Below are 26,442 nucleotides of genomic sequence, written 5' to 3'. Positions count from 1 at the left end.
GGCGGCGCCGCTTCGGCGGCGCCGCCTGCTTCATCGTGTGGACGCGGCTCAGAGCGTGAGGTGACCCAGGTCCTCGTCGACCTGCCGCGTCGGGTTGGTCTCCCGTTCCCCGATGCCGGTGAGCAGGTCCGGGCGGCGGGCCCGAACGCTGATCGCCCACAGCACGCCGATGACGACGAAGACGCCGACCGTTCCGGGCACCAGCCAGGCGGTGTGGGAACCGGGTGGCGTGCCGAGCGCGGCGCTGATGTTGACCAGCGTGACCAGCAGGATCACCGCGATCGCGATACCACCGAGGGTGGGAGCGATCGCCCGCGCCCACAGCGACTCGCTGCGTCCGCCGCCCCGGGCGAAGTAACGGACGGTGGCGAGTGAACTCACCGTCATCAAGAGCATCAGGCTGACCGCGGCGATGTTGCTCAGCCAGGTGAACATGGTCAACGCCTCGGCGCCGCTCACCACGAACAGCAGGATGACGATCAGAGCGGTGATCGACTGGGTGATCGAGCCGCCCAGCGGCGCGCCCGACCCACCCTCGCGGATGGCCGCCAGGCGAGCGGGCAACAGCCGGTCCTTGCCGAGCGCGAACAGGTATCTCGCCACGCTGTTGTGGAAGCTGATCATCGCCGCGAGGACGCTGCTGACCAGCAGCAGGCCACCCAGCGCCACCAGCAGGACGCCGGCGCTACCGGCGCGGGAGCCCGAGAAGACCTCGAACGGCAGCGGCGCCGCCGGGTCGCGGGCCAGGTCGACGACCCGGTCGGCGCCCACCGTTGCCACCATCGCCCACGCGCACAGCGCGTAGAGCAGGCCCAGGCCCAGGATCACGTAGATGATGCTGCGCGACACCGCCCGTGGGGTGCGCGCCTCCGCACCGTACGCGGCGATGGTCTCGGTGCCGAAGAACGCGGCGAAGCCGAGGGGAAGGACCGCGAGCCCGGCCACCACCCCGGTGTCGAACAGTTGCGCCGGGTTCAACGCCGCGAAGGTCAGTTGACCGCCCACCGGGTGAGCCAGGCCGACCAGCACGAACACCAGCAGCAACGTGATCTCGACGATCAGGATGGTGCCGAACATGGCGGTGCTGACGCCGGTGCGTTGCAGACCGAACGCCGCGACGATGGCCCACGCGAGGAGCGCGCCGACCCACCACGGTCCGCCGACCAGCCCGCTGATCACCGACCCGAGCAGCCCGTACAACGAAATCTGAATGGTGTTGTAGGCCAGGAGCACGACCGGCGCGCCCGCGACCCCGACGAGCCGGGACAGGCCGGCGGCGAGGGCGGTGTAGAAGATTCCACTGGGCTGCACGTAACGGGCGATGGCGATGTACCCCGGTGCCCACAGGAGCATCACGACCGTCAGGAGCAGGAAACTGGAGGCCACACCGGTATTGCCGGTCGCCGCATAGGTCGCGACGATACCGCCGACGAGAACGGCCATAGGAGACGACGCGGTCGCGCCGAACGTCACCAGAGAACTCGTTCGCAGAGTTTTGCGTGCCAGTCCCCGCTCGGCGGACACCGTCAGGGGGGTCACCGAAGGCGTGACCATAACTGAACCTCCCCAGGTTCTAGGCGATAGGTCAGGGACGGGACTCGATGACCTTACAGGTGATCTCGCCGTTACTGGGAGCAGCGGGTCGCAGAATTTGAGCGCCCCGGGAAGCGCAACGAAGATTCGGGACGACCCGCCTCGCGTCCTGTGTGGACAATCAGCCGTGTTGATCGTTAGCCGCCTCGGAAGAGGGAGGAAGGATCACCCCGCCGAGGGAGGCTGGACACCCGTCACCGGTGCGATGGTCGGGTCACGGCCAGTGGTTCGCCGGAGGATACGAGACGCCGCGGCGGGGGTGATGGCCGCGGTCGTGCGGATGGGGTGACGATGACAAAGCAGGCTGTCCGGGCGGCCCGGATGTTCGACGGCGAGCGGCTCACCGATGGTGGGGTGCTGGTCCTCCTCGAGGGCGGGCGCATCGCCGACGTGCACCGGGGCTGGATCGACGCCCCGGTGGGCTGGCCGGTACGCGAGGCGCGAGACGGGACAGTGTTGCCTGGTTTGGTCGACGCACACGTGCACCTGTGCGCCGACGCCGGGCCGGACGCGCTCGGTCGACTCGCCGAGCGCGCCGAGGCGGATCTCGACGCGGTCATCGAGGCGTCACTGCGCGCGCACCTGGCGGCCGGCGTCACGACGGTACGGGACCTGGGCGACCGACGCGACGCGGTGCTCCGATGGCGGGCTCGGGGAGTACGCGACGACCTGCCGACGGTGGTGGCGTCGGGTACGCCCATCACCAGCGTTGGCGGACACTGCTGGGCGCTGGGGGGTGAGGCGAGCGGTGTCGACGGTGTGCGAGAGGCCGTGCGGCTGCGGGCGGCGGCCGGCGCGGACCTGATCAAGATCATGGCCAGCGGCGGGGTCTTCACCCCTGGCACGGACACCAGTGGGTTGCAGTTCACCGATCAGGAGATGACCGCCGCCGTCGCGCAGGCGCACGACCTGGACCTGCCGGTGACCGCGCACGCGCACGCCCTGCTCGCGGTCGAGCAGGCGCTCCGCGTCGGGGTGGACGGCATCGAGCACTGCACCTGCGTGACTGCGGCCGGGGCCCGCGTCCCCGACGAACTCGCGGACCGCCTGGCCGCGTCCGGACCGGCGGTCTGCGCCACGCTCGGCACCGATCCGGCCGTGGTGACGCCGCCGGAGGTGGTGGCGATGGCGGAGCGGGCCGGGCTCAGCGCCGCCGCGCTACGTGCCGGTGCCGCCACGCTCTACCGGGCCGGGGTCCATCTGGTGGCCGGTTCGGACGCGGGCCTCGGCCCCGCGAAACCGCACGGGATTCTGCCGGAGACACTCGTCGAGTATGTGGCCTGCGGCATTCCCCCCACCGCCGTCCTCGCCGCGGCCACCGCGATCGGCGCGCAGGTGTGTGGCGTGGGCGGCGGTAAGGGCCGCGTCCGGCCCGGATTCGAGGCCGACCTGTTGATCGTCGACGGTGACCCGACGAGCGACATCGGGGTGCTGCGCCACCCGCTCGCCGTGTACCGGGCAGGTGTTCAGGTGGGCTGACCGCTGCGGGGTGGATCACCGACTGCGGCGGGCCATCCACTGCCAGATGTGGGTGCCGTGGTGGCTGGGGTCGTTGCGGGCCACGTAGATCCAGGACCAGTGACCGGGGAACTGGTAGCCGTCCCAGACGACGTGGTCGTACAGGGTGACCAGCGATCCTCGGATGAGGTCGTGCGCGTGGATCGTGTTGGTCTCCGGCGGCACGGTGTCGTCGTCGAGCGAGGTGACCAGCCAGGTCGGCGTCCGGATCGCCGCCAGCTCCGCGTCCGTGACCAGCGGCGGGCCCTGCCCGCCGAGCGGCTCGACGACGCCGCAGATCGGCACCGACGCAGCGAACAGATCGGGATACGTGACGGTCATCTCCAGGGACATGTAGCCGCCGTTGCTGCAACCGACCACGTAGATCCGGTCGGGGTCGACGCGCTCGCGACGCACGAGATCCTGGACGATCTCGCGGATCAGCGGTGCGAACCGGGGCCCGTCCTCCATCCAGTACGAGGTGCTCTGCGGAGCCACGACGTACGCGCCGGAGAAGATCCGTTGGGCCTGCGGGGTGGCGAAACCCAGCGCACCGCGGTTGGCGCGCAGCGTGGTCTCGTTGTCGTAGTAGTCGTCGGGGAGGGAGGCGCCCTCGCCGGCGCCGTGCAGCCAGAGGATCAGCGGCCGTCGGCCGTGGCGGGGCGAATGTGCCGGGGAGTACAGCCGGTACTTGAGGCCCGACCCCGAAACGTGGTGGGTGAAGGCGTCCACCTCGGGGTTCGACAGTCGCCCCTGCACGAAGCGCGTGATGGTGAGGGGGGAGCCGTGGCGGCGCGCGAGCGGCGTGTTCTGCGTGATGGTGTAGACGAGGTCCAGTCGGACGTTGCGGCCCTTGCTCAGGATGTAGCCGAGGGTGCCGCCGCCGGGTTGACCCTCGGCGTGGCTCAGCTCCAGGACGATGTTTCCGTGCCGGTCGAGCCGGGCCGCGGTCACCGTGCGGTCCAGGTCGTACTCGCTGAAGATCAGATCGCCGGGAGCGATCGGGAGCGGGCTGGTGGCCTTGGCGTGCACGGTGAACGTGTCCGGGGTGAGCCCCGCCGGGTCGATCGGGCCGAGCCGACGGGTGTCGAGGGTGACCGAGGTGACCTGCTCACCACCGTCGAGCGTCCGCGCGTCGAGGGTGAAGCCCACGCCGACCTCGTGGTGCCGGTCGTCGGCCTGGGCGGCGGCGCCCGGCAGGGTGAGACCGAGAGCGGCGCCGGCCGCACCGGCCAGCACGGTACGGCGAGTGACAGGCATGGACATACGGCCCCCCGTTTGTAGACAAACGTCGATGGCACCCCACCGTAACGGCGTGGAAATCCATCGGCAACCGACGCGGACGCGCGGCCAGGGCGCCCGGGGCCGGGAATCCCGGAGGGCGCCCTGATCGGTCACGGACGGACGGTCAGCTCAGACGCTCGAACACGGAGAACGGGTACACCCAGGCCTGGGTGAAGATCAGCCCCAGTCGGTGCAGGTAGCGCTGGCAGGTGTTCGGCTGCGCCGGGTTGGTGCAGAAGGTCACCCACAGCTCGGAGTACCCGTCCTTCTCGGTCGGGCTGTGGGCGTACACCTCGTCCCGCGTCACGAACTGCATCGAGGTCAGTCGCGGGTCCTGCACGTCGTTGGGGAAGGAGAGCGAGGTGTCCAGGTTGTACAGCACGATCTCCGTGGCGAACAGGCAGACGCTCGCCTGGAAGTACAGCTCGTAGATGGTGGAGTAGGTGGCGGTCTCGTAGACCTGCTCGGAGACCTCCTCGCGATAGCAGGGGGTACCCGGCGGGAAGGCGGCCGGCGGGGTAACCGGAATCACGTTGGCCCCGACGCCGCCGATGGCGCGGGCCGCCCGGTGCGTCGACGCCGCGGCGAGACCGCCGTCGGCGCAGGCCTTCTTCGTCGTGCAGATGGCCGTGTCGGGCGTCGCCGCCGACGCGGCCGCCGCCGGAACGGCGAGCGTCGCCGCGAGCACGGTCAGGGCCAGGGCCAGAGGCTTGAGGTGTACGGACACGTGACCTCCATCGATCGGATCGGTGCGCTGTGCTCCGCGCACGAGCAGGATCGCGGATCCGATCGGGCTCTGGCCGGAATTCCGTACACCGCCGTACACTGACGAACGTCGATTGTCGACGGTGGGGGGCAGGGCACTGGATGCCGCGGGGGCGCAGACGTCCGACGACCTCGCCGGCCTGTTGCGGGCGTTGCGACGCAGGTACGCACGCCAACACGGCGACGGCGAGCTGACCTATCGGGAGCTGGCCGCCCGCACCGGCTGGTCGCACACCGCCATCGCGGAGTACCTGACCGGGAAGACGCTGCCGCCCACCGACCGGCTCGACGCGCTGGTCCGGCTGCTCGGCGCGACGCCAGCCGAGCAGGGCGCGTTGGCCACCGCCCGGGACCGCGTCGAGGAGAACCGCCGCCGCACGCCGCGTACGCCCGGCCGGCTGGTACCCCGGCAACTGCCCGCCGACGTGGCCAGCCTCGCCGGCCGCGACGACGAGGTGGCCCTCCTCGACAAGCTCGTCGCCGCGCCCACCTCCGTCGTGGTGGCCGCGATCTCGGGAACCGCGGGCGTGGGCAAGACCGCCCTGGCCGTGCACTGGGCGCATCGCGTCGCCGATCGCTTCGACGACGGTCAGCTCTACGTCAACCTGCGCGGCTTCGACCCGCGCGGGCAGGCGGTGAGCGCGGCGAAGGCGCTGCACGGCTTCCTGGACGCGCTCGGCGTTCCGGCCACCCGGGTGCCCGCCGACCTCGACGCCCAGGCCGCCCTGTACCGCAGCGCGCTCGCCGGCAAGCGGATCCTCATCGTGCTGGACAACGCCCGGGACGCCCAACAGGTCCGCCCGCTGCTACCCGGCACGCCCACCACCATGGTGCTGGTGACGAGCCGCAGCCAGCTCACCTCGCTGGTCAGCCTGGACGGCGCGCACCCGCTCCCGCTCGGCCTGCTCAGCCGCGACGCGTCCGCTCAGCTGCTCACCCGTCGGCTCGGCGTGGAACGGGTGGCCGCCGAGCCGGACGCCGCCGAGGCGATCATCGCCGCGTGTGCCCGGCTGCCGCTGGCGCTGAACATCGCCGCTGCCCGGGCCCAGCAGTCCGGCTTTCCGCTGGCCACCCTCGCGGCCGAGCTGGGCACGGCCGGTCAACGGTTCGGCGTACTCAACGCGGGTGACGCGGTCGGCGAGGTAAGGGCGGTGTTCTCCTGGTCGTACACCGCGCTCAGCGCACCGGCCGCCGGGCTGTTCCGGCTGGTGGGCCTGCACCCCGGCCCGGACATCACGGTGGCCGCCGCGGCGAGCCTGGCCGGTCGCGCGGTGGACGACACCCGACTGCTGCTGACCGAACTGACCCGGGCGAACCTGCTGGCCGAGTACCGGCCCGGCCGGTTCACCGCGCACGACCTCCTGCGCGCGTACGCGGCCGAACTCAGCGACGGCACCGACTCCGTGCCCGACCGCAGGGCCGCCACGATCCGGCTCCTCGACCACTACACCCACACCACCCACGCCGCCGACGCCCTGCTGCGCCCGCACAGCGATCCGGTCGACCACCTCATGGCCCCGGCGGCGGCCGGTGTGCGTCCGGAACGGCCCGCCTCGCACGCGGAGGCGCTGCACTGGTTGACCGCCGAACATCCTGTGCTGCTCGCCGCGCTCCGCTTCGCCGCGAGCGCCGGCTACGACGCCCACACCTGGCGGTTGGGTCGGGCCCTCGACACGTTCCTGGACCGGCAGGGACACTGGCACGACCGGGTCGAGACCTGCCGGGCGGCCCTGCTCGCCGCCGAACGTCTCGGCGACCCGGTCGCCCAGGCGGTCGCGCACCGCTTCCTCGCCGGTGCGCACACCGTGGTCAACCGGTACGCCGACGCCCACAGCCACCTCGAACGCGCCCTCGACCTGTACGTGGCCGGTGGTGACACCGAGGGCGAGGCGCGTACGCACCAGAACCTCGCCTCGCTCTGGGACCGTCAGGGCGAGCCCCGCAAGGCGCTCGAGCACTCAAGGCGGACTTTGGTCCTGGCCCGAACCGCCGGCCACCGCAGGGCCCAGGCCGACGCGCTCAACGCCGTCGGCTGGTGCCACGCGCAGATCGGCGAACACCTCGCGGCGCTTGCCTACTGCGAGCAGGCGCTCGACCTGCTCCAGCAACTCGACGACCGGGCGGGCGAGGCGGCGACCTGGGACAGCCTCGGGTACGCACACCACCACCTCGGCCAGTTCGGCCGGGCCGTGGAGTGTTACGAGCGCACGCTCGACCTGACCCGGGATCTCGGCGACCTCTGGGGCGAGGCGGACACTCTGAGCCGGCTGGGCGACACCCGCCTCGCACTCGGCGACCCCGCCTCCGCCCGAGCCGACTGGCAGCGGGCACTGGACATCTTCACGGCCCTGGACCACCCGGACGCCGCAGCCGTCCGCGCCAGGTTGCGGGCCCGGTAGGCGTCCGCGCCGACCAGACGACGGCGCGGGTGCCGGTTTAGCTCCTTGCGCGGCGGGGATTCCCGGCAGCGCTCCGGCGGCAGCCGGGTACGGGTGGGGGAGGCTGATGCGTAGGATCCGGACCTCCCGCGGTGCCACCTCGAACGGGGTGACCAGATCCCGGAGGCCGTTCGGAGCGGAACGTGACCCGAGCCGGGTGGTCACCTTCAGCGACGCCGTCATGGCGATCGCCATCACCCTTCTCGTCCTGGAGATCAAGCCGCCCGAGGACACCGAACACCTCATGCGCGGATTGCTCGACCTGTGGCCGTCCTACCTGGCCTACGGCGTCACCTTTCTGCTGCTCGGCCAGATCTGGGTGAACCACCACGTCATGTTCGATCACATCCGCTCCGCCGACCGCCTGCTGCTACTGCTGAACACCCTGCTGCTGATGGTGATCGCGTTCCTGCCGTTCGTCTCGTCGGTGCTGGCCCGTGCCTTCGAGGAGGGGCCCGGCAAGCGGGCCGCGCTCGTCTTCTACGGCATCGTCTACGGGGCCGCCTCCATCCTCTTCAACGTCATCTGGCAGTACGCCAGCAGCGGTCACCGTCTGTTGACGTCCACCACCGACGAGGCCACCGCCCGAGCGATCAGCAGGCGTTTCCGGGTGGCCCCCGTCTGGATCGCTGTCGGAACCGCCCTGTGCGTCGTCCACCCGATCGCCGGCCTGATCGCGGTCGCGGCGTTCATTCCCTTCTACTGGCTACCGATCAACGGTGAGATCGCCAGCATCAGACGGACCCGGGCCCAGGCCGCGGACGGCCCGCCCTGAACCTGTCCTGTCGCAGGCTCGGGGCGGGCCGGCGCGGGCCTCAGCGACCCTGCAGGCGCTTCACGTTGTCGCCGAAGGTCCATCCCTTCGAGCCGTCCCAGTTCGCCGACCAGGTCATCAGGCCCTTGAGGCCGGGCACGGAGTTCCAGGCCTGCGTGACCAACGACGTCGACAGGTAGCCACCGCCCGCCCCGATCTGCGCGGGCAGGCCCGGGACCTGCTTGTCGTACGGCACCCGGATGGTGGTTCCCCCGATGGTGAGGCCGTTGTTCAGGCACTGCGTCTGCACGGTGAAGCCCTGCACGGTGCCAGCCGGGTACGAGTCGCCCGAGCAGCCGTACATGCTGCCGTTGTAGTACTGCATGTTGAGCCACCAGAGCCGGCCGTTGTCGACGTACTTCTTGATGATCGGCAGGTACGAGCCCCAGATCGAGCCGTAGACCACGCTGCCGCCGGTGACGTACGCGGTCTCCGGCGCCATGGTCAGGCCGAAGTTCGACGGCATTCGGGCCAGCACGCCGTCGATGATCCGGATCAGGTTGGCCTGCGACGTCGACAGGGTGTTGATGTTGCCGCTACCGGTGAGGCCGGTCTCGATGTCGATGTCGATGCCGTCGAAGTGGTAGTTCGTCAGGATCGGCACGATCGTCGCGATGAACCGGTCGGCGACCGCGGTGGAGCTCAGGTCGATGCCGGCGGCGGCACCGCCGATCGACATCAGGATCGTGGCGCCGGCCGCCTTGGCCTGGCACATCTCGGCGGGGGTCGCCACCTTGACGCCGGCGTCCATGCCGTTCTCCCAGAGGACCGTGCCGTCCGCGCGGATCACCGGGAACGCTGCGTTGATCACGTTGTAGCCGTGCTGTGGGAGCCGGCTGTCGGTGATCGGGATCCAGCCGAGCCCGGGGTGTACGCCGTTGGACGCGCCGTCCCAGTTCTCCCAGTAGCCCTGCAACACCTTGCCGGTCGGCCGGGACTTCACCCCGCAGGTTCCGCCGGTCGGCGGCGGCGTGGTGGGGGGAGCCGTGGTCGGGGGAGCGGTGGTCGGGGGCGGCGTGGTGGGTGGCGCGGTCGTCGGCGGTGGCGTGCTGGGTGGAGGAGTGTTTCCCGAGCAGGCTCCCAGGTCACGCCAGAGCGACGGGGTCGAAGCGGGGTTCCAACCGGCGCCGACGTACGCGGTGTGGGTGACCAGAGCCTGGTAGAGCCGGCCGCCGTAGGTGACCTGTGCGCCCACCTGGTAGGTGGTGCCCTCGGCCCAGGCGGGTGCGGTGCAGGCGACCATCGCGACGGCGTTGCCCGAGGACACGGCGGCCATGCTGCTGGGGACGAAGGCGACGGCGGCCGCGACGGACATCGCCGCCCCGGCCAGCGCTGCGACGATGCGACGGCTTCTCATGGCTCACTCCCCAGGCTTCGGCGACCCGCGACCTCCACATATTGACGTTCGTGACGTTTAATATCAAGGGTTGTTTACAGATAACCTGTGGAACGTCACCGGGCGGTGCTGTTCGGTGCCGGGCTCCGGGTGCCGTGGGTGGCCATGATGATGAGGTCGGCTATCGCCTCCGGGTGGGTGACCATGGCGAGGTGCGACGAGTCGACCTCGATCGTCGTCGCGTTCATCCGCTCGGCCAGGAACTGCTCGAGCTCGGGTGCGGTCGTACGGTCCTGCCGCGAGATGGAGTAGTAGCAGGGTTTGTCCCGCCAGGCCGCCGTTGTCGTACGGGCCTTGAACAGGTCGTCGGCGATCGGACCCTGAACGGCGTAGAGGGCACGCGCACGGGCCTCGCCGACGCCGCCGGCGAAGTCTTCGAGGAAGGCGCTCTCGCTGAGCTGCGCGTACCCGTCGTTGTGGACCAGGCCCGCGTTCGCCGGCGGCGTGGGAAATTGGGCGGCGAGCGCGGTGAAGTCCTCGCCGGCGTCCGGCGCGCGGGCCGCCACGTACACCAGGGCGGTGACCGACGGATGGTCCCCGGCCTCGGTGATGACCGTACCGGCCCAGGAGTGGCCGACGAGCACCGTCGCCCCGTCCTGGCGGTCGAGGGCCCGGCGGGTGGCGGCGACGTCGTCGGACAGAGAGGTCAGCGGATTCTGCACGGCGGTCACGGTCAGGCCGGCCCGGTGGAGGAGCGGGATGACGTCGGACCAGGAGGAGCCGTCGGCGTACGCGCCGTGCACCAGGACGACGTTGCGGGCGGGATCGCCCTGGGGTCCATCGGTCATCGGAGTCTCCTACCCGATACGCGGAATCGTCGGCGCACAGAGCTGCCTCACCCGACACTCTTCCCCAAGCGGGTAGCGGCAAGGCGCGAACGCCGAGGCTTCGACCGTGCGTGGAGATGTCCGTTCCGCCCGGCGAGGAGCGTCGACGTCAGACGGAGACCCAGGCCCCGGAGGGCGGATGCCGGGCACCCGCCCGCACGGGTGGCGTCTCAGCAGGTACGCGTCTGCCAGGTCACCTTCGTCACGAACATGGGGACGTAGAAGTTCCCGTCGCCGGGGCGGACGCACTCCGTGCCGGTGAGGGGCGTGCCGAGGTACGTGTAGGACCAGGTGATCTCGGCGTTCCGTGAGGTGTGGTTGTAGTAGTTGAAGACCGGGACGCTGCCCGACCACTCGGTGCTGGTCACCAGGGACGGCGGCGCAGTCGGGCCCTCCGCCGGGTGGTCCCAGTTGGGCCAGGCGCAGAACGTGCCCTGCGGGCAGTTCCCGGGACCCCAGACACCGGAGGCCGCGGCGGGTGCGGCGGGAGCGGTGGCCAGGACGCCCGCGACGGACGCGGTAACGGCGATGGACTTCCAGTGCACGGCTGCCCCCTTCGATAGACGACTATCAATGCAAATTTAAGCTACCGGTGGAAATTTGCGTCGTCAATAACTAGGGGTGAGCCGTCTCGGGGGTCGGTAGGGCTCGGCCGGGCACGACACGACGGATCCGTCGACGAGTGCTCTCGCCGACGGACCGCATCGGGGGTGAAGCCTATGGTTTGCGGGCGAGCAGCCCGACGAAGGTGTGATAGGTGTCGGTCTGCTGTGGCGCGGACGCGCCCGGCGCCGGCCGCCACTCGGCCAGCGGCACCAGCCCCGGCTCCAGCACCTCCAGCCCGTCGACGAACGAGAGGATCTCCTCGTCCGTACGCCAGCGGCCGGTGCCCAGCGACTCGTTGAAGACCCGCTCGACCTCGCGCGCCTTGCGGGAGCCCTCCGGGTCCCGCTCGCCGGGGTCGCGGAAGTGTGAGATCGCCACGTAGCTGCCCGAGGGCAGCGCGTCGATCAGCTCCGCCGCCACCGCGCGCGGATCCTCGTCGTCGCCCAGGTGGTGCAGGATCGCGAAGAGGAGCAGCCCGACCGGCCGATCGAAGTCGAGGAACCGCTGCACGTCCGGGTGGCGCAGGATCTCCTGCGGTGTCCGGATGTCCGCCTGGATCACCGTCGCGGTGCCGTCCGCGGCGAGCAGTGCCCGGCCGTGCGTCAGGACGATCGGGTCGTTGTCGACGTAGACCACCTGAGCCTTCGGGTTCTGCTCGGTGGCGACCTCGTGCACGTTGCCCTGGGTGGGCAGCCCCGATCCGATGTCGAGGAACTGGTCGATGCCCGCCTCGGAGACCAGGAAGCGGATCACCCGACGCAGGAAGGCCCGGTTCGCCTGGCCGGCTGCCGGCCCGTCCGGGGTGATCCGCAGGGCGTGCTCGGCGACCTGTCGGTCCGCCTCGAAGTTGTCCTTGCCGCCCAGGAAGAAGTCGTAGACCCGGGCCACGCTGGGAATGCGGGGGTCGATGCCCGGGGGTGCCGCCTTGTCGCGGGTCACAGGCGTCTCCATTCGATTCGAATCAGCGCAGGCTGAGGACTGTGGACGGTGCCGGCGTTGGGGCGAGTGTAGCGATCGGGCGGGCGGAATTCCGCCCCGGCTGGTATCGCTCCCAGTGAATCGTCTCCCCACCAGGGCACGCACCGGGTGACACGCCGAAAGAGAGGCGACCGAGTAATGAGATACGTTGGCGATCATCGATATGACGGCTGCATCGTCGACGTATGACAGGCGTCTCGTCGTCCTCGCTGTTCCGCCGTCTCGGTCCGGGTCTGCTGGTCGCCGCCATGCTCTCGACGGCGGTGGTCGTGACCGTGGCAGGCATCGCGCCGGCGGCCGACGCCGGCACCGCCGCCCCCGCCGCGTACCCCGGGGTCGCCCCGGCGCCGCACGGCGGCGCAGTGCCCGCCGCCGAACCGACCGGGACCGCGCCACCGCCGCCCACCACGCCGCCCGGCACGCCGGGCACCTCACCCTTCCCGCCGAGCCCGCCCACCAACCTGACCGCCAGCGAGGTACGCACCGGATCGGTCACCCTCACCTGGACGGCCGCCAGGCCGGGCTGCTGCGCCATCGTCGGGTACGACATCACGTACTACCAGGCGTTCGACGACGTCATCTACAGCGCCAGCGTCGGGGCCGTCACCAGCACCACGATCACCTCGTACATCGGGCCGGGCAAGCAGTACTCGTTCCGGGTGGCGGCCCGGGACACCCTCGGGCACCGGTCGACGTCCACGGACGCGCTGACCGTGGTCACGCCGGTGACGGAGACCGGCGGGGACACCACCCCGCCGAGCGCCCCGCAGAACCTGACGGTCACCGAGGTGACCGCCTCGAACGGCACCCTGTCCTGGTCGCCGTCGACCGACAACGTCGGCGTGCTCGGGTACAACGTCTACCGCTTCGACGGCTGGTTCAGCTCGACGCTGATCGCCACCGTGCCGGGAACGACGTACACGACGTCGCTGCCCGCGTCCACGCCGCTGCAGAACCTGTACTACGTACGGGCCCGGGACGCGGTGGGCAACGTGTCGATCGCGTCCAACACGGTCACCCTGCCCACGACGTCCACGCCGTCGCCCCCGCCGCCCTCGACGTGCCGCGTGACCTACCGGAACCAGTCGGAGTGGCCGACCGGCTTCGTGGCGACGGTGACGGTCCAGAACACCCAGGCCGCACCGGTCGACGGTTGGATCGTCACCTTCACCTTCAGCGGAGACCAGCAGGTGACTTCGGCGTGGAACGCCACGGTCAGCCAGACCGGCTCCACCGTGACCGCCCGTAACGTCGACTGGAACCGTGTCCTGGCGCCGAACGGCTCGACGACCTTCGGCATCCAGGGGCGGTGGAGCGCCAGCGACGCGCCGCCGCTCGGCTTCACGCTGAACGGCGCCCAGTGCGCGGTGGGTTGAGCCCGCCCCCTTCCCGAGGAGTCCCGTGAGCACACCGCACCGTCGCCGTAGGTTCCTGGCCGGGGCTGTCCTGGCCGGCGTCCTCGTCGTCTCCACCACGCTCGGCGGCCTGACCGCGCCCGCCTCCGCCGCGAACACGCTCACCATGCGGGGCGCCGACGTCTCCTCGTTGCAGCGCAGCCTCGACCTGGGCGCGCGGTACTACGACGCCGGCGGCGTCGCCCGTGACCCACTGGACATCCTGAGGTCCGTCGGCGTGAACTACGTCCGACTGCGCGTCTGGAACAACCCAACCAGCGGCTACAACAACAAGAGCAGGGTGTTGGCCCAGGCCAGGGCGGCGAAGGCGAAGGGCCTCAAGGTGCTCATCGACTTCCACTACTCGGACACCTGGGCCGACCCCGGCAAGCAGTACAAGCCGGTCGCGTGGGCCGGCCACACCCTGAGCCAACTGGGCGCCGACGTATACAACTTCACTTACGACGTCTGCGCCGGCCTGCGGGGGCAGGGCACCCTGCCGGACAGCGTGCAGATCGGCAACGAGATCAATGTCGGAATGCTGTGGGACGAGGGCAAGGTCGTCAACAACGACTTCCGCCCGCTGGCCGGCCTGCTGAAGCAGGGCTACAACGCGACCAAGGCGTGCGGGGGCGGCATCCCGGTGATGATCCACACCGCCAACGCCGACAGCAACGCCAACGCCCGCTGGTTCTACGACGGCATCCGCGCCCAGGGCGTGCAGTGGGACATCACGGCCCTGTCCTACTACTGCATGTGGCACGGCAGCCTGGCGAACCTCTACAACAACATCGTCGACCTGCGCGGTCGCTACGGCAGGCCGGTGGTGATCGCGGAGACCGCGTACCCCTTCACGCGGAACAACGCGGACAGCGAGCCGAACGCCATCGGCGACGCGACGTGCGACGGCATCAGCGCGACCTGGTCGGGTCAGGCTCAGGAGTTCGACTGGGTGCAGAACACCGCCCGCAACGCCGGGGCCATCGGTGTCTTCTACTGGGAGCCGACCTGGTACGCCGTCAACGGCAACGGCTGGGACCCGGCGAACATCAACGGCACCGGAAACCAGTGGGACAACATGGCCGTCTTCGACTGGTCCGGGCGGGTGAACCCGAACGTACGCTGGACGCCCTGATCTTCGCGGGACGGACGACGCGCCCCCGCGCACCGTTACGACGATGAGCGGGGGCGCTGGCGTGCCGGTCGTCAGACGGCCGTCCGCGACCACTGCTGGTTGGCTCCGCTGTTGCAGGTGTACTGCTTGAGGACCACCCCGTCCGCGGTCGACGCGGCGGGCACGTCCACGCACTTGCCGCTGTGCCGGGCGCGAAGTTGGAAGTAGCTGCCGTTGGTGACCATCTGGAACTGCTGGTTGGCGCCGCTGCCGCAGGTGTACTGGATCAGCTCGGCGCCGTCGGCGGTCGAGGCGCTCGTCACGTCGAGGCACTTCCCGCTGTTGCGGCTGATGATGCGCCAGTAGCCGCTGCCGGCGTCCTGGAACTGCCACTGCTGCCAGGCGTTGCCGCCGTACGTGTACTGGCCGACGCGGGCGCCGTTGTTCGTGTTCGGTGACTGGACGTCCATGGCCTTGCCGCTGTGCCGCACGTCGACCCGGTAGAAGGTCCCCGTTGTCGGGGGAGGCGTCGTGGGGTCGCCGCCGCCGATGGTGTCGCCCCAGCCGTAGCGGATCCGGTCCGCGCCGGAGGTGTTGCGAACGGTGAGGTTGAGGTCGGTGCCGCCGCCGCTGAGCGCGTACATCGAGTACCAGTCGTAGCCGATGGTGCCGGGTTTGCCGCCCAGGGCGGGCCAGTAGGTGCCGCCCATCTGGTTGTCCCGCATGACCTGGGCCATGGCGCGGATGTACCGCACGAAGTTGTCGGTGCTGTTCGGGTCGGCGTAGTTGCGGCCGTCGTTCATGGGCGCGCCGAACTCGGTGGCGACCGCCCGGGAGGCGCAGTTGCCGAGGCGCGTCTGGATGTGGCCGCGGAACGCGTCGTACGTCATCGCGCCGTAGAAGAAGGCGTAGTAGTGGAAGGAGAGCAGCGTGGCGTTGAAGCGGCTGTCGTTACAGATGTCACGCAGGTCCTGGCTGAAGCCGGTGCCGCCGATGAGCACCCGGCCGGGCGGGGCCGAGTAGTGGTAGGTGAGCCAGTTGGCCGCGACGGTGCGCCACTCCGCCGAGCTGTAGCCGTGCGGCTCGTTCATCGGCTCGAAGTAGACGTTGGTGTTCGAGCCGTACGTGTTGGTCACCGTGGACCACATCGCGTTCCACGCGGCGAGGTTCGTGATCCTGCCGCCGGAGGCGGCGCCGTCCTCCCAGTAGGCGAGGATCACCTTGAACCCACGGGCGGTGGCGGCGTCGATGGCACCGCGATACGCCTCCCACCAGGCCGTCCCGACGGTGTGGGTGTTGATGGGCAGCCGGACGGTGTTGACACCCAGCGTGGACGCCATGTCGTCGTAGAGGGCGTTGGCCTTGGCGCGCACGGTGGCGTTGCTGTCGGACATGCTCAGGCCCTGTACGACGAGAGGGCCGGTGCTGAAGTTGTCGCCCAGCACGGCCCAGTTCATGCCCCGGAACTGGCTGGTGGCGGCAGCGGCCGGCCCGGGCCGGACCGCGATGCCGCCGACCATCGCCGTCAGCACGGCCACCAGGGCGACAAGCGTCCGTCGTAACAGGCGAGGATCGTGCGTCGAATCAGGTGCGCGGTCAGCGGGTGGTGTGACCATGATGCCTCCGAGGCGGTGGTGAATGTGTTAGCGCTAACACGAACCGCGGACATGATCGGTCGAATCGCGGCGTGATTGGCGTGCCGCGCGGGTGGACCCGGCCCCTCACCCTGACGCGGACAGCGTGTGTTCCGTGTGTTAAGCGCGTGTTGCAGCCAAGTGTTAGCGATCGCATGTGGAGTGTCAAGGCATCGACGTTTCTCACTGACGAGGTGGTCGGCCGCCTCGTCGCGGGGCAGCGGAGGGCGATCGGTCGATGACAGGATCGCTCGATGCGCGTTCTCTTCGACGGCCCGGCGCCGGTCGACTATGGGCAGATCTACGTGACGAGTCGCGAGCTGCCCGACATGGACCGGGCGTTCGCCGGGCAGGTCAACGGACTATGCGGGGCCGGACACCCGGGCGCGCTGTTCCTGATGACCGGCACCCACTCCGGACGGGTCCGGTTCCGGATCGAGCTGCACGACGCCGAGCCGCCGACCGCAGCCGCCGAGTGGGAGGACGTGGTGGAGGTGTCGCTCCAGCCGAGGGCCCCGGTGGTCGACCTGGTCCCGTGGGGCGATGGGGCGCTGGCCCACCTGCCGCTGACCTCGCAGGAGAGTGACGGTGGCCGGCTGCCGGCCTACCGCGTGCGGTACTGCGCGGCGGGCATGGACGAGGGGAGCGATCCGTTCGGCGGGCTCGACCCCGACGAGATCGACGAGGACGACCACACCTACCTGGACCGACGACCGGACCGCTACCTGCTCTGCTTCTGGCCGGAGGCCAGCGCGGCCGGCGACCCGGGTGACGGCGCTGTCCGTGCCGACGCGGTGCTGCGCCAGGGCAGCGGCAACGCGGCGTACTGGCACGGTTGGGCGCACGGGTTGCCGGCTCCGCTCACGCTGTGGGAACGGGTTGAGGCCGAGGTGCGCAGGCGGGCGGAGGAGGATCGCCGCAACGAGGAGTACCGGCGGCGCGAGGAGTTGCGGCGCTGGGGCGGGCGTCTGCCGAGCGAGCGACTCCGACAGGTACGCGGCAATATCCACGGCATGCTGTTGCTGGACCGGGACCTGGTCGACGGGGTGGCCGATGCCGACGCCGTCACCCAACGCGAGATCGCGGTCTGGGCGGCGCGGCAGGCGTGCGCCCTCGCGGGCATCGCGGATCTCGACTGGATGAGGCCCGCGTGGACGGCGCTGGAACGGGGTGGACCGCTGCCCGCCGATTTCACCGACACGACGGCGCTCAGGACACGCATCCAGGGCAGGGCGACCGTCACGATCGCCGTCGCCTCGCTGCGCCGCGGGGATGCCGCGCCGACCGACCTGCTGCGCGCGGCGCTCGACGGCCCGGTGGACCCGGTCGCGATGGCCCTGCCGGCCCTCGTGGCCGCCGGCGAGTCGGATCCGTTGCAGGCCGCCCTGGAGGCGCTGTGGGCGGCGGTCGGCACCTACGCTTCCCGCCGGGACGAGTTCCTGGCGGCCGTACGGCGGGCGTTCCCGATCGTCGACCAGACGCAGGCGCGCTGACCCGCTCGTCCTCAGGTGACGGGACCTGGTTCGGCACAATCGACGACGAGCGGGCCACGGCGTCCCAGCGCCCACACGGTGAGCGCCAGACAGCCCAGGCCCGCTCCCGCGATCGCGACCGCTGACCAGCCGCCCGCCGACCAGAGCGTGCTCGCGGCGGCGGAACCGGCGGCGGCGCCGATGAAGTTGGCGGTCGCCAGAGCCGTGTTGAGCCGGCTGCGCGCCTCGTGCGCGAGGGCGAACAACCGTGCACGGTTGAGCAGGGCCTGCGTCTGGAAGGCGACGTCGACCACGACGGCCACGGTGATGAGAAGCACGAGGGACCGGCCGCCGAACGCCGCGACGACGAACGCCCCCAGGGCCAGGGCCCAGGCCGCCCCGGTGGCCGGAAGTGACCAGCCGCGGTCGTGCAGACGACCACCGCGCAGGCCGGAGAGGACACCGGCGAGTCCGACCAGCCCGAACATCCCGATCACCGCCGGCGGATAGTGGAACGGTGGACCGCTGAGCAGGAACGTCAGCGCCGTCCAGAAGAGCGAGAAGGCGGCGAAGCCGGCGGCGGCCAGGACCAGCGTCCACCGGACCGCCCGCTCCCGCCGGACCATCGCCGCGACCGAGAACAGCAGCCGTGGGTACGGGATGCGTGCTCGCGGTGGCAGCGGCGGCATCGCGCGGTGGAGCAGGACCGCGAGCAGGGCGGCGACGACCGCGGCGAGGGCGTAGGTCGCACGCCAACCGGCAGCGCCGGCGACGAGTCCGCTGATCGTGCGGGAGGCCAGGATGCCCGTGAGGGTCCCCGAGCCGACGACACCGACGATCCGACCACGGTCGGCGTCGCCGGCCAGGTCCCCGGCGAGCGGCGTGAGGATCTGCCCGGAGATCGTCGTGACGCCCAGCACGCCGAGCGCGACCAGGAGCACGCCGATCGACGGCGCCAGCGCGCACAGCATTAGCGCGGCGGCGGAGGCCAGGAACATCAGCGGGACGAAGCGGCGGCGGTCCAGGACGTCGCCGAGCGGTACGAGCAGCAGGACGCCGACGGCGTACCCGATCTGCGTCGCGGTGACGAGCCAGCCGGCCGTGGACGTCGGCGCGTCCAGGTCGTCGGCGATGACGCCGAGCAGCGGCTGCGCCCAGTACAGGTTGGCGACGGCCGCGCCGGCCGCCAGCGCGAGCAGGAACGTCAGCGGGCGGCTCAGGTGCGGGGGCGGTGCCGGGCGAGGCGCGGCCACCCCACCACGCTAAGGGCGTGTGTCAAAGCCCCTTGCCGGCCGAGGGCCCCTGGTCGATCAGCGGTCCGCGCCGTAGTTCGCGTAGCACGCCGTGCCGGCGCGCGGCCCACGCCAGCCGCCGCACGCTCGGGTGCCGGACGAACAGCGCCGCCGCCCGGCGGATCATGCCGAACCGGTGGTCGCTGAGCTGGTTCTCCATCGCCTGCCAGATCAGCTCACGCACGTTGGCGCTGTCCAGCGCCGCCCGGACCGCACGCCGTACCCCGGGATCCTCGGCGGCCGAGGCGATGGCGGCGGCGAGGCCCGGTCGGTCGGCGAGCGGTTCCACCGCCGCCGCCACGAGCGGCCGGCGCACCTCGTCCCGTTCCAGCAGCAGCAACACCGCCTCCCGGATCTCGACCGTCTCCAGGCCGGAGCGCAGCAGGTCCACCAGGCTGCGGTCGACCGCACCGTCGTGATCCGGCACGGCCAGCGTGCCGAGCAGCACGGACACCTCGTCGAGGTCGATGAGGTGTCGCAGCCCGTCGCGGAACTCCGGCAGCCCCCAAGCCACCTGGACGGCCTTCAGGAGATCGCGGTTCATGCGCCATCCGCTACCCGAAAGCCACTGCGGCCGAAACGTCCGCGACCCCACGTCCGCCGCGACCCGGGCCGATGCAGGCACTATCGTTCTGGGGTGCGCATCCGCTTCGACGTACCCGCCGACCACGCCTACCCCGCTCGGGTGGCGGCCACCCTCGCCGGTGTCCGACTGCGTCGGTTCAGCTACATCGGCGCGGTGCTGGTGGCGGTCGGGGCGGTCGGCCTGGTGTTCTCGCGCGGGCTGGGCTGGGGTGAGCGCGCGTCCCCGCTGTGGCTGACGTTGGTGCTCGCGGGCGTGCTGTCGATGCTCTACCTGCCCTGGGTACGCTCGCGGGCCCGCCGCCGCTCGGGTGACTACGCCGTCGAGGGCGCGTACGAGATCACCGACGACAACATCATGATGCGCAGCGGCTCGGAGTCCGGCGGTATCGCCTGGGACGGGGTCGCGCGGGTGGGGGACAACCCGGACTTCTGGATCGTGTTCGTCGGCCGGATGCCGGCGACCGTGATCCCCCGGTGGCTGATGTCCGCCGAGGACGCCGAGACGTTGCGCGCCTTCATGGCCGACCGGGGCCTCCTGGGCCCGCGTCCCTGACGGCTACGGGTCGGTTCTTCGGCTGGGCGAGGAAGCGCAGGTACTCCGCCCGGTCGAACGGGTTGCCGTCGGTGCGGGCCCGGCGCGGCGGCTCGCCGGACACCGGTCGGTCGCCGCCGGGCGTCGACGACCACAGCCCCTCCCCGCTGGACAGGTCGGGCAGACGCCGCTGCGCCTGGAGTTCGAGCCGCGCCGGCAGCACGCCACTGATCCGCCAGCCGGCGGCGACGTCGTCGGTGCCGTCGACCCGGGCGCCGAGCCGGCCCAGGTACGACGTGACCGGGCCGAGCCGGTCGGCCGGCACCTCCACCTCGAAGCGGCGGCACGGCTCGAAGACCCGGGTGCCGGCCTCGGCGAGCGCCTGCATGAGGACGTACGGGGCGAGGTCCCGGAAGTGCCCGGCGGTCGTGATCGGCGACCAGTAGCCGCTGTGGGTGAGGATGATCCGGATATCGGTGACCGGCCAACCGCGACAGCCCTGGTCGAGGGCGGCGCGGGCGGCCTCCTCGATGGCCGCGTGGAACGACAGCGGCAGCGAGCCCAGCTCGACCTCCCGCCGGTAGTCCACGCCGACGCCGGGCTCGACCCGGAACCCGACCGTCCCGAAGAAGCCGTGTCCGATAATCTCCACGGCGGTGCCCGTGCCGGTCGGCCGCTCCACGTGCATGAGCCGTCCCGGCCCGAACTCCGCCTGGACCCCGTACGTCTCGGCCAGCGTGGCGCTCAGCACCTCGCGCTGCACCTCGCCGTAGAGCAGCACGCTCGTGCCGCCCTCGGGGGCCACCCGGGTCCGCAGGAACGGGTCGGTGTCCGCGATGTCCAGCAGCGCGGCGTGCAGCGCCAGCGTCTGGGACGAGTCGCGGGGTCGCACCACCGCCTCCAGGGTCGGCGCGGGGAAGTACGACCGCCCGTCGAGGCCGGCCGGGCTGCCGAGCTGGTCGCCGAGGCGTACCTCGGTCAGGCCGCCGACCCGGGCGATGTGGCCGGCGGTCAGCGCGGCCTGGTCGGTGGCCGCGCCGACCACGTCGAGCCGCGTGATCCGCCCGTGCGTCGTGGTGGTCCGGCCGTCCGACTCCCGGCGGTACGCGGTGACCCGCTCCCGCGCCCGGAACTGCCCGCCGTACGAGCGCAGGTAGGCCACGCGTTCGCCGGAGGGCTCGCGCTCAATGGCGAACACCCGCGCTCGCGGGTCGGGTTCGCCCGGGGGCGCGGGCGGAAGCACTGCCGCGATGGCGTCCAGCAGCTCCGGTACGCCGGCCCCGGACAGCGCCGAGCCGAACAGCAGCGGGTACGCCTGCCCCGCCGCGACCTGTGCCCGCAGGGCCTCGTCGACGCTGTCGGCGTCGGGCGGCCGGTCGTCGACGAGGGCGGCCAGTAGTTCGTCGTCGTGTTCGGCGAGAACCTCGGCGAGGCTGTGGTCGTACCCCCGATGGCGCGGCCGGTAGGTGGCGTCGGGGGTGCCGGGCGCGCGGACCGTGCCCAGCGGGACGACGGTGGGCGCGAGGAGCCGGCGCGTGTCCGCGACCAGCTCGTCGACGCGGGCGCCGACCCGGTCGATCTTGTTGACGAAGATCAGGGTGGGCAGCCGGAGCGACCGGAGGATGCGCATGATCCGGCGGCTGTGCGGCTGGACGCCCTCGACGGCCGACAGCACCAGCACGGCCGCGTCGAGCACCCCGAGCGCGCGTTCGACCTCGGCCACGAAGTCGCTGTGCCCGGGGGTGTCGAGCAGGTTGACCTGGCGGTCGCGCACGGTGAACGAGGCGACGGCGCTGCGGATGGTGATGCCCCGCCGACGCTCGATCGCTCCGGTGTCGGTCTGGGTGGTGCCCGCGTCGACGCTGCCGAGCCGGTCGATGACCCCGGTGGCGTGGAGCAGGCGTTCGGTCAGGCTGGTCTTACCGGCGTCGACGTGGGCGACGATGCCAAGGTTGATGGTCTGCACAGGCGCTCTGGTCCTCGAAAGCTCGCGTCCGGATGGGCGGGGTTTCGAGTCCTCGCATCGCCGTGCTCCCGTCTGCTGGTGGTGCCGGGCCGTGCGGGCCCGGTCCTTCTCCGGCCAGGCTGGCACGGCCGCCGGCGTCGGGCCACCGATTTACGCGCGCTTGATTAGATAGTGGTCTGTCAATACATTGGGAGCGGGCGTCACTGCGTTCCGGGTAACAACCCGAAGCGGTGACTGACAGCTTCACCTCGAGCCGGGCACGTCGGTCGTACGCATCGACCACTCGCTGTGGCGCATCGCCGCGCCGTACCCGGCGTGTCGCCGTGTCCGCCCCGGACGCGCGCTGCCGCGCCGGTCTCCCGCTTGATGGCAGAAGGACTTCCCATGACCATTCTCCGCGCCCGCCCCGCCCCGACCCTCGCGGTCGTCGCCGCGTTGGCCGCCGCCGTGACCGCGACCGGCACGGCCCTGCTCGTCGCGCCGGCCGCGGCCGCCCAGGGCTGCCGGGTCGACTACACGCCCAACCAGTGGCCCGGCGGTTTCACCGCCAGCGTCAAGGTCAGCCCGGGCGACACCGCCGTCTCCACCTGGACCGTCACCTGGACGTACGCCGGGAACGAGCGCGTCACGAGCGGCTGGAACGCCACGGTCAGCCAGTCCGGATCGACGGTGACCGCCCGCAACATGTCGTACAACGGAAGCATTCCGGCCGGTGGCGTCACCGAGTTCGGCGTGCAGGGCACGTACGGCACCAGCGGTGGAGCGCCGACCGGCTTCAGCCTGAACGGCGTACCGTGCAACGGCGTCGCGCCGACGACGCCCCCGCCGACGACGCCGCCGCCGACGACGCCGCCGCCGACGACGCCGCCGCCGACGACGCCGCCGCCGACGACGCCGCCTCCCACGACGCCGCCGCCGACCACGCCCCCGCCCACGACGCCCCCGCCGACGACGCCGCCGCCGGTCGGCTGTGCCGGAGCGGTGCTCTGCGACGGCTTCGAGAACCAGACCGGTTCGACACCGTCCGGCGACTGGGCCGTCGTGAGCCCGGACTGCTCCGGCGCCGGAACCGCCACCATCGACACGACCACCACGCACAGCGGCAGCCGAGCCGTGCGGATCAACGGGGCGGCCGGGTACTGCAACCACGTCTTCATCAGGTCGACGAAGAACCTCGGCAGCGTGGGCAGCGTCCGCTACGGCCGGATCTGGGTCCGGCACACCACCGCCCAGCCCACCGACCACACCACGATGATGGCGATGACCGACGCCGCCGACGGTAACCGGGACCTGCGGATGGGCGGCCAGAACGGCGCCCTGCAGTGGAACCGCGCCTCCGACGACGCGACCCTGCCGGAGCAGAGCCCGGCCGGGGTGGCACAGAGCGTGCCGCTGCCCACCAACCGGTGGACCTGCCTGGAGTTCATGGTGGACGGCTCGTCCGGTCAGCTCCGCACCTGGCTGGACGGCGCCGCCGTCGCGGGGCTGACCGCGGACGGCGTACCCACGCACGACATCGACGGGCAGTGGTACAACCGCACCTGGCGACCGCAGCTCACCGACCTGAAGCTGGGCTGGGAGAGCTACGGCAACGGGTCCGACACCCTCTGGTACGACGACGTCGCGGTCGGAGCCAGTCGGATCGGCTGCTGACCACCGGAGGTGGGATCGGGGGTGTGGCACGGTCGACGTGCCGCACCCCCGGCCGTCCCCGCGCCCACCGCTGGTCGGTGCCGGAACGGCCCACCTGGTGGAGGCTGGCCGACCGGCGCGACGATAGCCTGCTGTCATGGCGAGCGCCGAACTCCAGGAGCTGATCGTCGTGGACGCCGAGGCGCTGCGCGGGTGGCTGTCCGCCAACCACGCCACGTCGCCGGGCGTCTGGCTGGCCCTGACCAAGAAGGGCGGCACGGTCACGACGCTGACCTGGCAGCAGGCGGTCGACGAGGCGCTCTGTTACGGCTGGATCGACGGGCAGGCCCGCAAGCGGGACGAGGAGTCCTCCTGGATCCGGTTCACCCCCCGCCGTCCGCGCAGTATCTGGTCACAACGCAACGTCGCGCACGTGGCGCGGCTGGAGGCCGAGGGGCGGATGACGCCCGCCGGCCGGGCCGCGGTGGAGGCCGCCAAGTCCGACGGGCGGTGGGCGGCCGCGTACGCTCCGCCATCGGAAGCCGAGGTGCCGGCCGACCTGCTCGCCGCCATCGCCGCCGATCCCGCCGCCCAGGCCATGTTCGACGTGCTCACCAAGACCAACCGGTTCTCTCTCATCCACCGCGTCAACGCGGTCAAGCGGGTTGAGACCCGCGAGCGGAAGATCGCCGAGTTCGTCGCCATGCTCGCCCGCCACGAGACCCCGTACCCGCAGAAGGCCAGGCCGTCGAGCCCTCCGTCGTTGTGACCCGGGGGAGCGTCAAGTAGCCGTCCACTGGGTCCGGTCATCCTTGCCGGGTCCGAGTCACCCCCGAACGAAGGACAGCGGAAACCTCGTGTCCAGCCTCGCCCTGGTCGTAGCGGTCGGTGTCGCGATCCTGGTCGGTACGGGCGCGGCCCGTCGGCTCCGGATCGCTCCGCCGGTGCTGCTGCTGATCGCCGGTGTCCTCCTCGGCTTCGCCCCCGCGCTGCGCGGGGTGCACCTGCCGCCCGAGGCAGTCCTGTTGGTGTTCCTTCCGGTGCTGCTCTACTGGGAGGCGTTCTCCTCCTCACTGCGCGAGATGCGCCGGAACCTGCGGGTCATCGTGCTGCTGAGCACCCTGCTCGTGGTGGCGACGGCGGCCGGTGTGGCGGTCGCCGCGCACGCGCTCGGGCTCGGCTGGGGAGCGGCATGGGTGCTGGGCGCCGCCGTCGCGCCGACCGACGCGACGGCGGTCGGCGTCCTGGGCCGGATGCTGCCCCGTCGTATCGCGACCACGTTGCGCGCGGAGAGCCTGGTCAACGACGGTACGGCGCTGGTGATCTACACGCTCGCGGTCGGGATCACCCTGGGCGAGGAGCACCTGAGCGTCGGTCGGGTCGCCGGGTTGTTCGCCTTCTCGTACCTCGGTGGCATCGCGTCCGGCGCGGTCGTGACGTTCCTCGTCCTGCAGATCCGTCGCCGGCTGACCGACCCCTTCCAGCACAATCTGCTCGCGCTGCTGACACCCCTGACCGCCTACCTGATCGCGGAGGCGGCCGAGGTGTCCGGCGTCCTCGCGGCCGTGGTCAGCGGACTGTGGGTGGGCCGGGCCTCGCCACGCCTGTTCCCTGGTAACGCGCGCCGGCAGGTCCACACCGTCATGGAGTTCGTGACCATGCTGGCGAACGCCGCGCTGTTCGTCCTGGTGGGGCTGGAGGCGCAGTCGGCGGTGCGCGGGCTGGACCACACCGGTCTGGCACACGGCATGCTCGTCGCGCTCGTGGTCTGCGCGGTCATCGTCGCGGTGCGCTTCGGCTGGCTCTTCACCAGCCCGTACGTGATCCGGGCGATCGACCGGCGACCGCAGCAGCGGGAACGACGACTGAGCGGGCGTCCCCGGGCGCTCATGTCGGCGGCCGGGTTCCGGGGCGCCGTGTCGATGGCGGCGGCGCTGGCCGTACCGCACACGCTTCCCTCCGGAGCGGAGTTCCCGGACCGTGACCTCATCGTCTTCGTCACGGCTGTCGTGATCGCCGTGACCCTGCTGGTGCAGGCGCCGCTGATGCCCCGGGTGACGCGCTGGGCCGGGCTGGGCGCCGACTCCGAGGCCGAGCGGGAACGCCGGCAGGCCGAGATCACGTCCATGGACCGGGCGTTGGAGTCCCTGCCCACGATGGCCGCCGAGCTGGGCACGAGCGACGACGTGCACGAGCAGCTGCGCACGGAGTACGACCGCCGGCTGCGGGTGCTGCGCGACGGTGACGCCCCCGCCGGCCCGGACGAGGCCGCGGCCGACTACGAGAAGCAGTACGCCGACCTGCACCTCGCGGTCATCGACCACCGCCACGAGACCGTCGTGCGCATGCGCGACGCGGGCGAGATTGACGACGAGGTGCTTCGCCGGGTCCAGGACGGACTCGACCTCGAACAGGTCCACATGACCCAGCGCCGCGACAACGACAACCGCTAGGCCGGATCTTCAAAGGTTGGAGCAGCGCGGCGATGGTGACGGTGGCCTGGAACGAGGCCGCGATCAACACGGTCGGGGCCGGTCGCTGAGCGGCGGCGGTATTGCTGATGAGCGTGTTGGGGGGGTGTGATGTTTATTTTTGACAAGGAAAAAGCTCAACAGTGTGGGTT

At 71.3% G+C, this 26,442-nt stretch carries 21 protein-coding genes; 10 read left to right on the top strand and 11 right to left on the bottom strand.

From position 1 onward, the window contains the following. Positions 1–48: 48 nt before the first annotated feature. Complete coding sequence (locus tag AB0J36_RS19265; RefSeq protein ID WP_357120683.1) at positions 49–1,473, bottom strand: APC family permease; 1,425 nt, start codon at positions 1,471–1,473, stop codon at positions 49–51. A gap of 411 nt (positions 1,474–1,884) precedes the next feature. Here AB0J36_RS19265 and AB0J36_RS19260 point away from each other — a divergent pair, with 411 nt between their 5' ends. Beyond that, positions 1,885–3,072: an amidohydrolase family protein gene (locus tag AB0J36_RS19260; RefSeq protein ID WP_357396883.1), complete on the top strand. Its 1,188-nt coding sequence runs from the start codon at positions 1,885–1,887 to the stop codon at positions 3,070–3,072. 15 nt (positions 3,073–3,087) lie between these two features. Here the strand turns inward: AB0J36_RS19260 and AB0J36_RS19255 are convergent, their stop codons facing one another. Both AB0J36_RS19255 and AB0J36_RS19250 read right to left on the bottom strand, forming a co-directional pair. Then, a complete protein-coding gene (locus AB0J36_RS19255) occupies positions 3,088–4,356 on the bottom strand; it encodes a PHB depolymerase family esterase (RefSeq protein WP_363660930.1) in 1,269 nt (422 codons plus the stop codon). 142 nt (positions 4,357–4,498) lie between these two features. Next, positions 4,499–5,101 (bottom strand): hypothetical protein, encoded by a 603-nt coding sequence (locus AB0J36_RS19250; RefSeq protein ID WP_357120673.1) that lies wholly within the window; start codon positions 5,099–5,101, stop codon positions 4,499–4,501. A 121-nt stretch (positions 5,102–5,222) separates the two neighbouring features. Between AB0J36_RS19250 and AB0J36_RS19245 the strand changes: the two genes are divergently transcribed. Together AB0J36_RS19245 and AB0J36_RS19240 are read left to right on the top strand one after the other, a co-directional pair. Beyond that, on the top strand, positions 5,223–7,538 hold the full coding sequence (locus AB0J36_RS19245; RefSeq protein ID WP_363660929.1) for a tetratricopeptide repeat protein: 2,316 nt from the start codon (positions 5,223–5,225) through the stop codon (positions 7,536–7,538). Between the two features lie 148 nt (positions 7,539–7,686). Next, positions 7,687–8,352, top strand: coding sequence for a TMEM175 family protein (locus tag AB0J36_RS19240; protein ID WP_357171458.1), 666 nt, complete (start codon positions 7,687–7,689; stop codon positions 8,350–8,352). Between the two features lie 40 nt (positions 8,353–8,392). Here AB0J36_RS19240 and AB0J36_RS19235 read toward each other — a convergent pair whose 3' ends face one another. The 4 genes from AB0J36_RS19235 to AB0J36_RS19220 all read right to left on the bottom strand — a co-directional run bounded on the left by AB0J36_RS19235 (position 8,393) and on the right by AB0J36_RS19220 (position 12,159). Beyond that, complete coding sequence (locus AB0J36_RS19235; protein ID WP_357120664.1) at positions 8,393–9,748, bottom strand: glycosyl hydrolase family 18 protein; 1,356 nt, start codon at positions 9,746–9,748, stop codon at positions 8,393–8,395. 95 nt (positions 9,749–9,843) lie between these two features. Further along, positions 9,844–10,575 (bottom strand): alpha/beta hydrolase, encoded by a 732-nt coding sequence (locus AB0J36_RS19230; RefSeq protein WP_357120661.1) that lies wholly within the window; start codon positions 10,573–10,575, stop codon positions 9,844–9,846. Between the two features lie 209 nt (positions 10,576–10,784). Then, complete coding sequence (locus AB0J36_RS19225) at positions 10,785–11,159, bottom strand: hypothetical protein (RefSeq protein WP_357120658.1); 375 nt, start codon at positions 11,157–11,159, stop codon at positions 10,785–10,787. A gap of 172 nt (positions 11,160–11,331) precedes the next feature. Next, a complete protein-coding gene (locus tag AB0J36_RS19220) occupies positions 11,332–12,159 on the bottom strand; it encodes an SAM-dependent methyltransferase (RefSeq protein ID WP_357120655.1) in 828 nt (275 codons plus the stop codon). Between the two features lie 224 nt (positions 12,160–12,383). Here AB0J36_RS19220 and AB0J36_RS19215 point away from each other — a divergent pair, with 224 nt between their 5' ends. Both AB0J36_RS19215 and AB0J36_RS19210 read left to right on the top strand, forming a co-directional pair. Continuing rightward, on the top strand, positions 12,384–13,574 hold the full coding sequence (locus tag AB0J36_RS19215; protein WP_363660928.1) for a cellulose binding domain-containing protein: 1,191 nt from the start codon (positions 12,384–12,386) through the stop codon (positions 13,572–13,574). A gap of 25 nt (positions 13,575–13,599) precedes the next feature. Beyond that, positions 13,600–14,727: a glycosyl hydrolase 53 family protein gene (locus AB0J36_RS19210; RefSeq protein WP_357120649.1), complete on the top strand. Its 1,128-nt coding sequence runs from the start codon at positions 13,600–13,602 to the stop codon at positions 14,725–14,727. A 71-nt stretch (positions 14,728–14,798) separates the two neighbouring features. Here AB0J36_RS19210 and AB0J36_RS19205 read toward each other — a convergent pair whose 3' ends face one another. After that, entirely contained in the window at positions 14,799–16,322 is a 1,524-nt protein-coding gene (locus tag AB0J36_RS19205; RefSeq protein ID WP_357120646.1) for an RICIN domain-containing protein, read from the bottom strand. 272 nt (positions 16,323–16,594) lie between these two features. Here AB0J36_RS19205 and AB0J36_RS19200 point away from each other — a divergent pair, with 272 nt between their 5' ends. Continuing rightward, the gene (locus AB0J36_RS19200; protein ID WP_357171463.1) at positions 16,595–17,833 is read left to right on the top strand and encodes a hypothetical protein; all 1,239 of its coding nucleotides are present in this window, start codon (positions 16,595–16,597) and stop codon (positions 17,831–17,833) included. Positions 17,834–17,844: 11 nt separating this feature from the next. On the opposite strand, the gene AB0J36_RS19195 is transcribed toward AB0J36_RS19200, so the two are convergent. Both AB0J36_RS19195 and AB0J36_RS19190 read right to left on the bottom strand, forming a co-directional pair. Continuing rightward, positions 17,845–19,065, bottom strand: a complete 1,221-nt coding sequence (locus AB0J36_RS19195) for an MFS transporter (protein ID WP_357120642.1) — start codon at positions 19,063–19,065, stop codon at positions 17,845–17,847. Between the two features lie 22 nt (positions 19,066–19,087). Continuing rightward, entirely contained in the window at positions 19,088–19,648 is a 561-nt protein-coding gene (locus tag AB0J36_RS19190; RefSeq protein WP_357120639.1) for a hypothetical protein, read from the bottom strand. 93 nt (positions 19,649–19,741) lie between these two features. On the opposite strand from AB0J36_RS19190, the gene AB0J36_RS19185 reads away from it, so the two are divergent. Then, positions 19,742–20,242 carry a YcxB family protein gene (locus AB0J36_RS19185; RefSeq protein WP_357120636.1) on the top strand — a complete coding sequence of 167 codons (501 nt, stop codon included), beginning with the start codon at positions 19,742–19,744 and terminating at the stop codon, positions 20,240–20,242. Here AB0J36_RS19185 and AB0J36_RS19180 read toward each other — a convergent pair. Beyond that, positions 20,205–22,187 (bottom strand): GTP-binding protein, encoded by a 1,983-nt coding sequence (locus AB0J36_RS19180; RefSeq protein WP_357396917.1) that lies wholly within the window; start codon positions 22,185–22,187, stop codon positions 20,205–20,207. The genes AB0J36_RS19185 and AB0J36_RS19180 overlap by 38 nt on opposite strands. Positions 22,188–22,571: 384 nt before the next feature. Here AB0J36_RS19180 and AB0J36_RS19175 point away from each other — a divergent pair, with 384 nt between their 5' ends. From AB0J36_RS19175 to AB0J36_RS19165, 3 genes are all read left to right on the top strand, one after another. Then, positions 22,572–23,840 carry a cellulose-binding domain-containing protein gene (locus tag AB0J36_RS19175; RefSeq protein WP_357396920.1) on the top strand — a complete coding sequence of 423 codons (1,269 nt, stop codon included), beginning with the start codon at positions 22,572–22,574 and terminating at the stop codon, positions 23,838–23,840. Between the two features lie 136 nt (positions 23,841–23,976). Further along, positions 23,977–24,588: a YdeI/OmpD-associated family protein gene (locus AB0J36_RS19170; RefSeq protein ID WP_363660927.1), complete on the top strand. Its 612-nt coding sequence runs from the start codon at positions 23,977–23,979 to the stop codon at positions 24,586–24,588. An 88-nt stretch (positions 24,589–24,676) separates the two neighbouring features. Further along, positions 24,677–26,272 carry a Na+/H+ antiporter gene (locus AB0J36_RS19165; RefSeq protein ID WP_357120624.1) on the top strand — a complete coding sequence of 532 codons (1,596 nt, stop codon included), beginning with the start codon at positions 24,677–24,679 and terminating at the stop codon, positions 26,270–26,272. Positions 26,273–26,442 lie beyond the last annotated feature (170 nt).

The organism is Micromonospora sp. NPDC049662 (assembly GCF_040675055.1).
Classification (GTDB): domain Bacteria; phylum Actinomycetota; class Actinomycetes; order Mycobacteriales; family Micromonosporaceae; genus Micromonospora.
The sequence above is the reverse complement of the archived record's forward strand: the minus strand, read 5'-3'. Positions and strand labels throughout refer to the sequence as shown.

What these genes read in the sequence shown, in the direction of transcription:
- AB0J36_RS19260 (WP_357396883.1), top strand. Translation starts at nt 1,885, where the DNA reads ATGACAAAGCAGGCTGTCCGGGCGGCCCGGATGTTCGACGGCGAGCGG.
- AB0J36_RS19255 (WP_363660930.1), bottom strand. Translation starts at nt 4,356, where the DNA reads ATGTCCATGCCTGTCACTCGCCGTACCGTGCTGGCCGGTGCGGCCGGC.
- AB0J36_RS19235 (WP_357120664.1), bottom strand. Translation starts at nt 9,748, where the DNA reads ATGAGAAGCCGTCGCATCGTCGCAGCGCTGGCCGGGGCGGCGATGTCC.
- AB0J36_RS19230 (WP_357120661.1), bottom strand. Translation starts at nt 10,575, where the DNA reads ATGACCGATGGACCCCAGGGCGATCCCGCCCGCAACGTCGTCCTGGTG.
- AB0J36_RS19215 (WP_363660928.1), top strand. Translation starts at nt 12,384, where the DNA reads ATGACAGGCGTCTCGTCGTCCTCGCTGTTCCGCCGTCTCGGTCCGGGT.
- AB0J36_RS19205 (WP_357120646.1), bottom strand. Translation starts at nt 16,322, where the DNA reads ATGGTCACACCACCCGCTGACCGCGCACCTGATTCGACGCACGATCCT.
- AB0J36_RS19200 (WP_357171463.1), top strand. Translation starts at nt 16,595, where the DNA reads ATGCGCGTTCTCTTCGACGGCCCGGCGCCGGTCGACTATGGGCAGATC.
- AB0J36_RS19190 (WP_357120639.1), bottom strand. Translation starts at nt 19,648, where the DNA reads ATGAACCGCGATCTCCTGAAGGCCGTCCAGGTGGCTTGGGGGCTGCCG.
- AB0J36_RS19175 (WP_357396920.1), top strand. Translation starts at nt 22,572, where the DNA reads ATGACCATTCTCCGCGCCCGCCCCGCCCCGACCCTCGCGGTCGTCGCC.
- AB0J36_RS19170 (WP_363660927.1), top strand. Translation starts at nt 23,977, where the DNA reads ATGGCGAGCGCCGAACTCCAGGAGCTGATCGTCGTGGACGCCGAGGCG.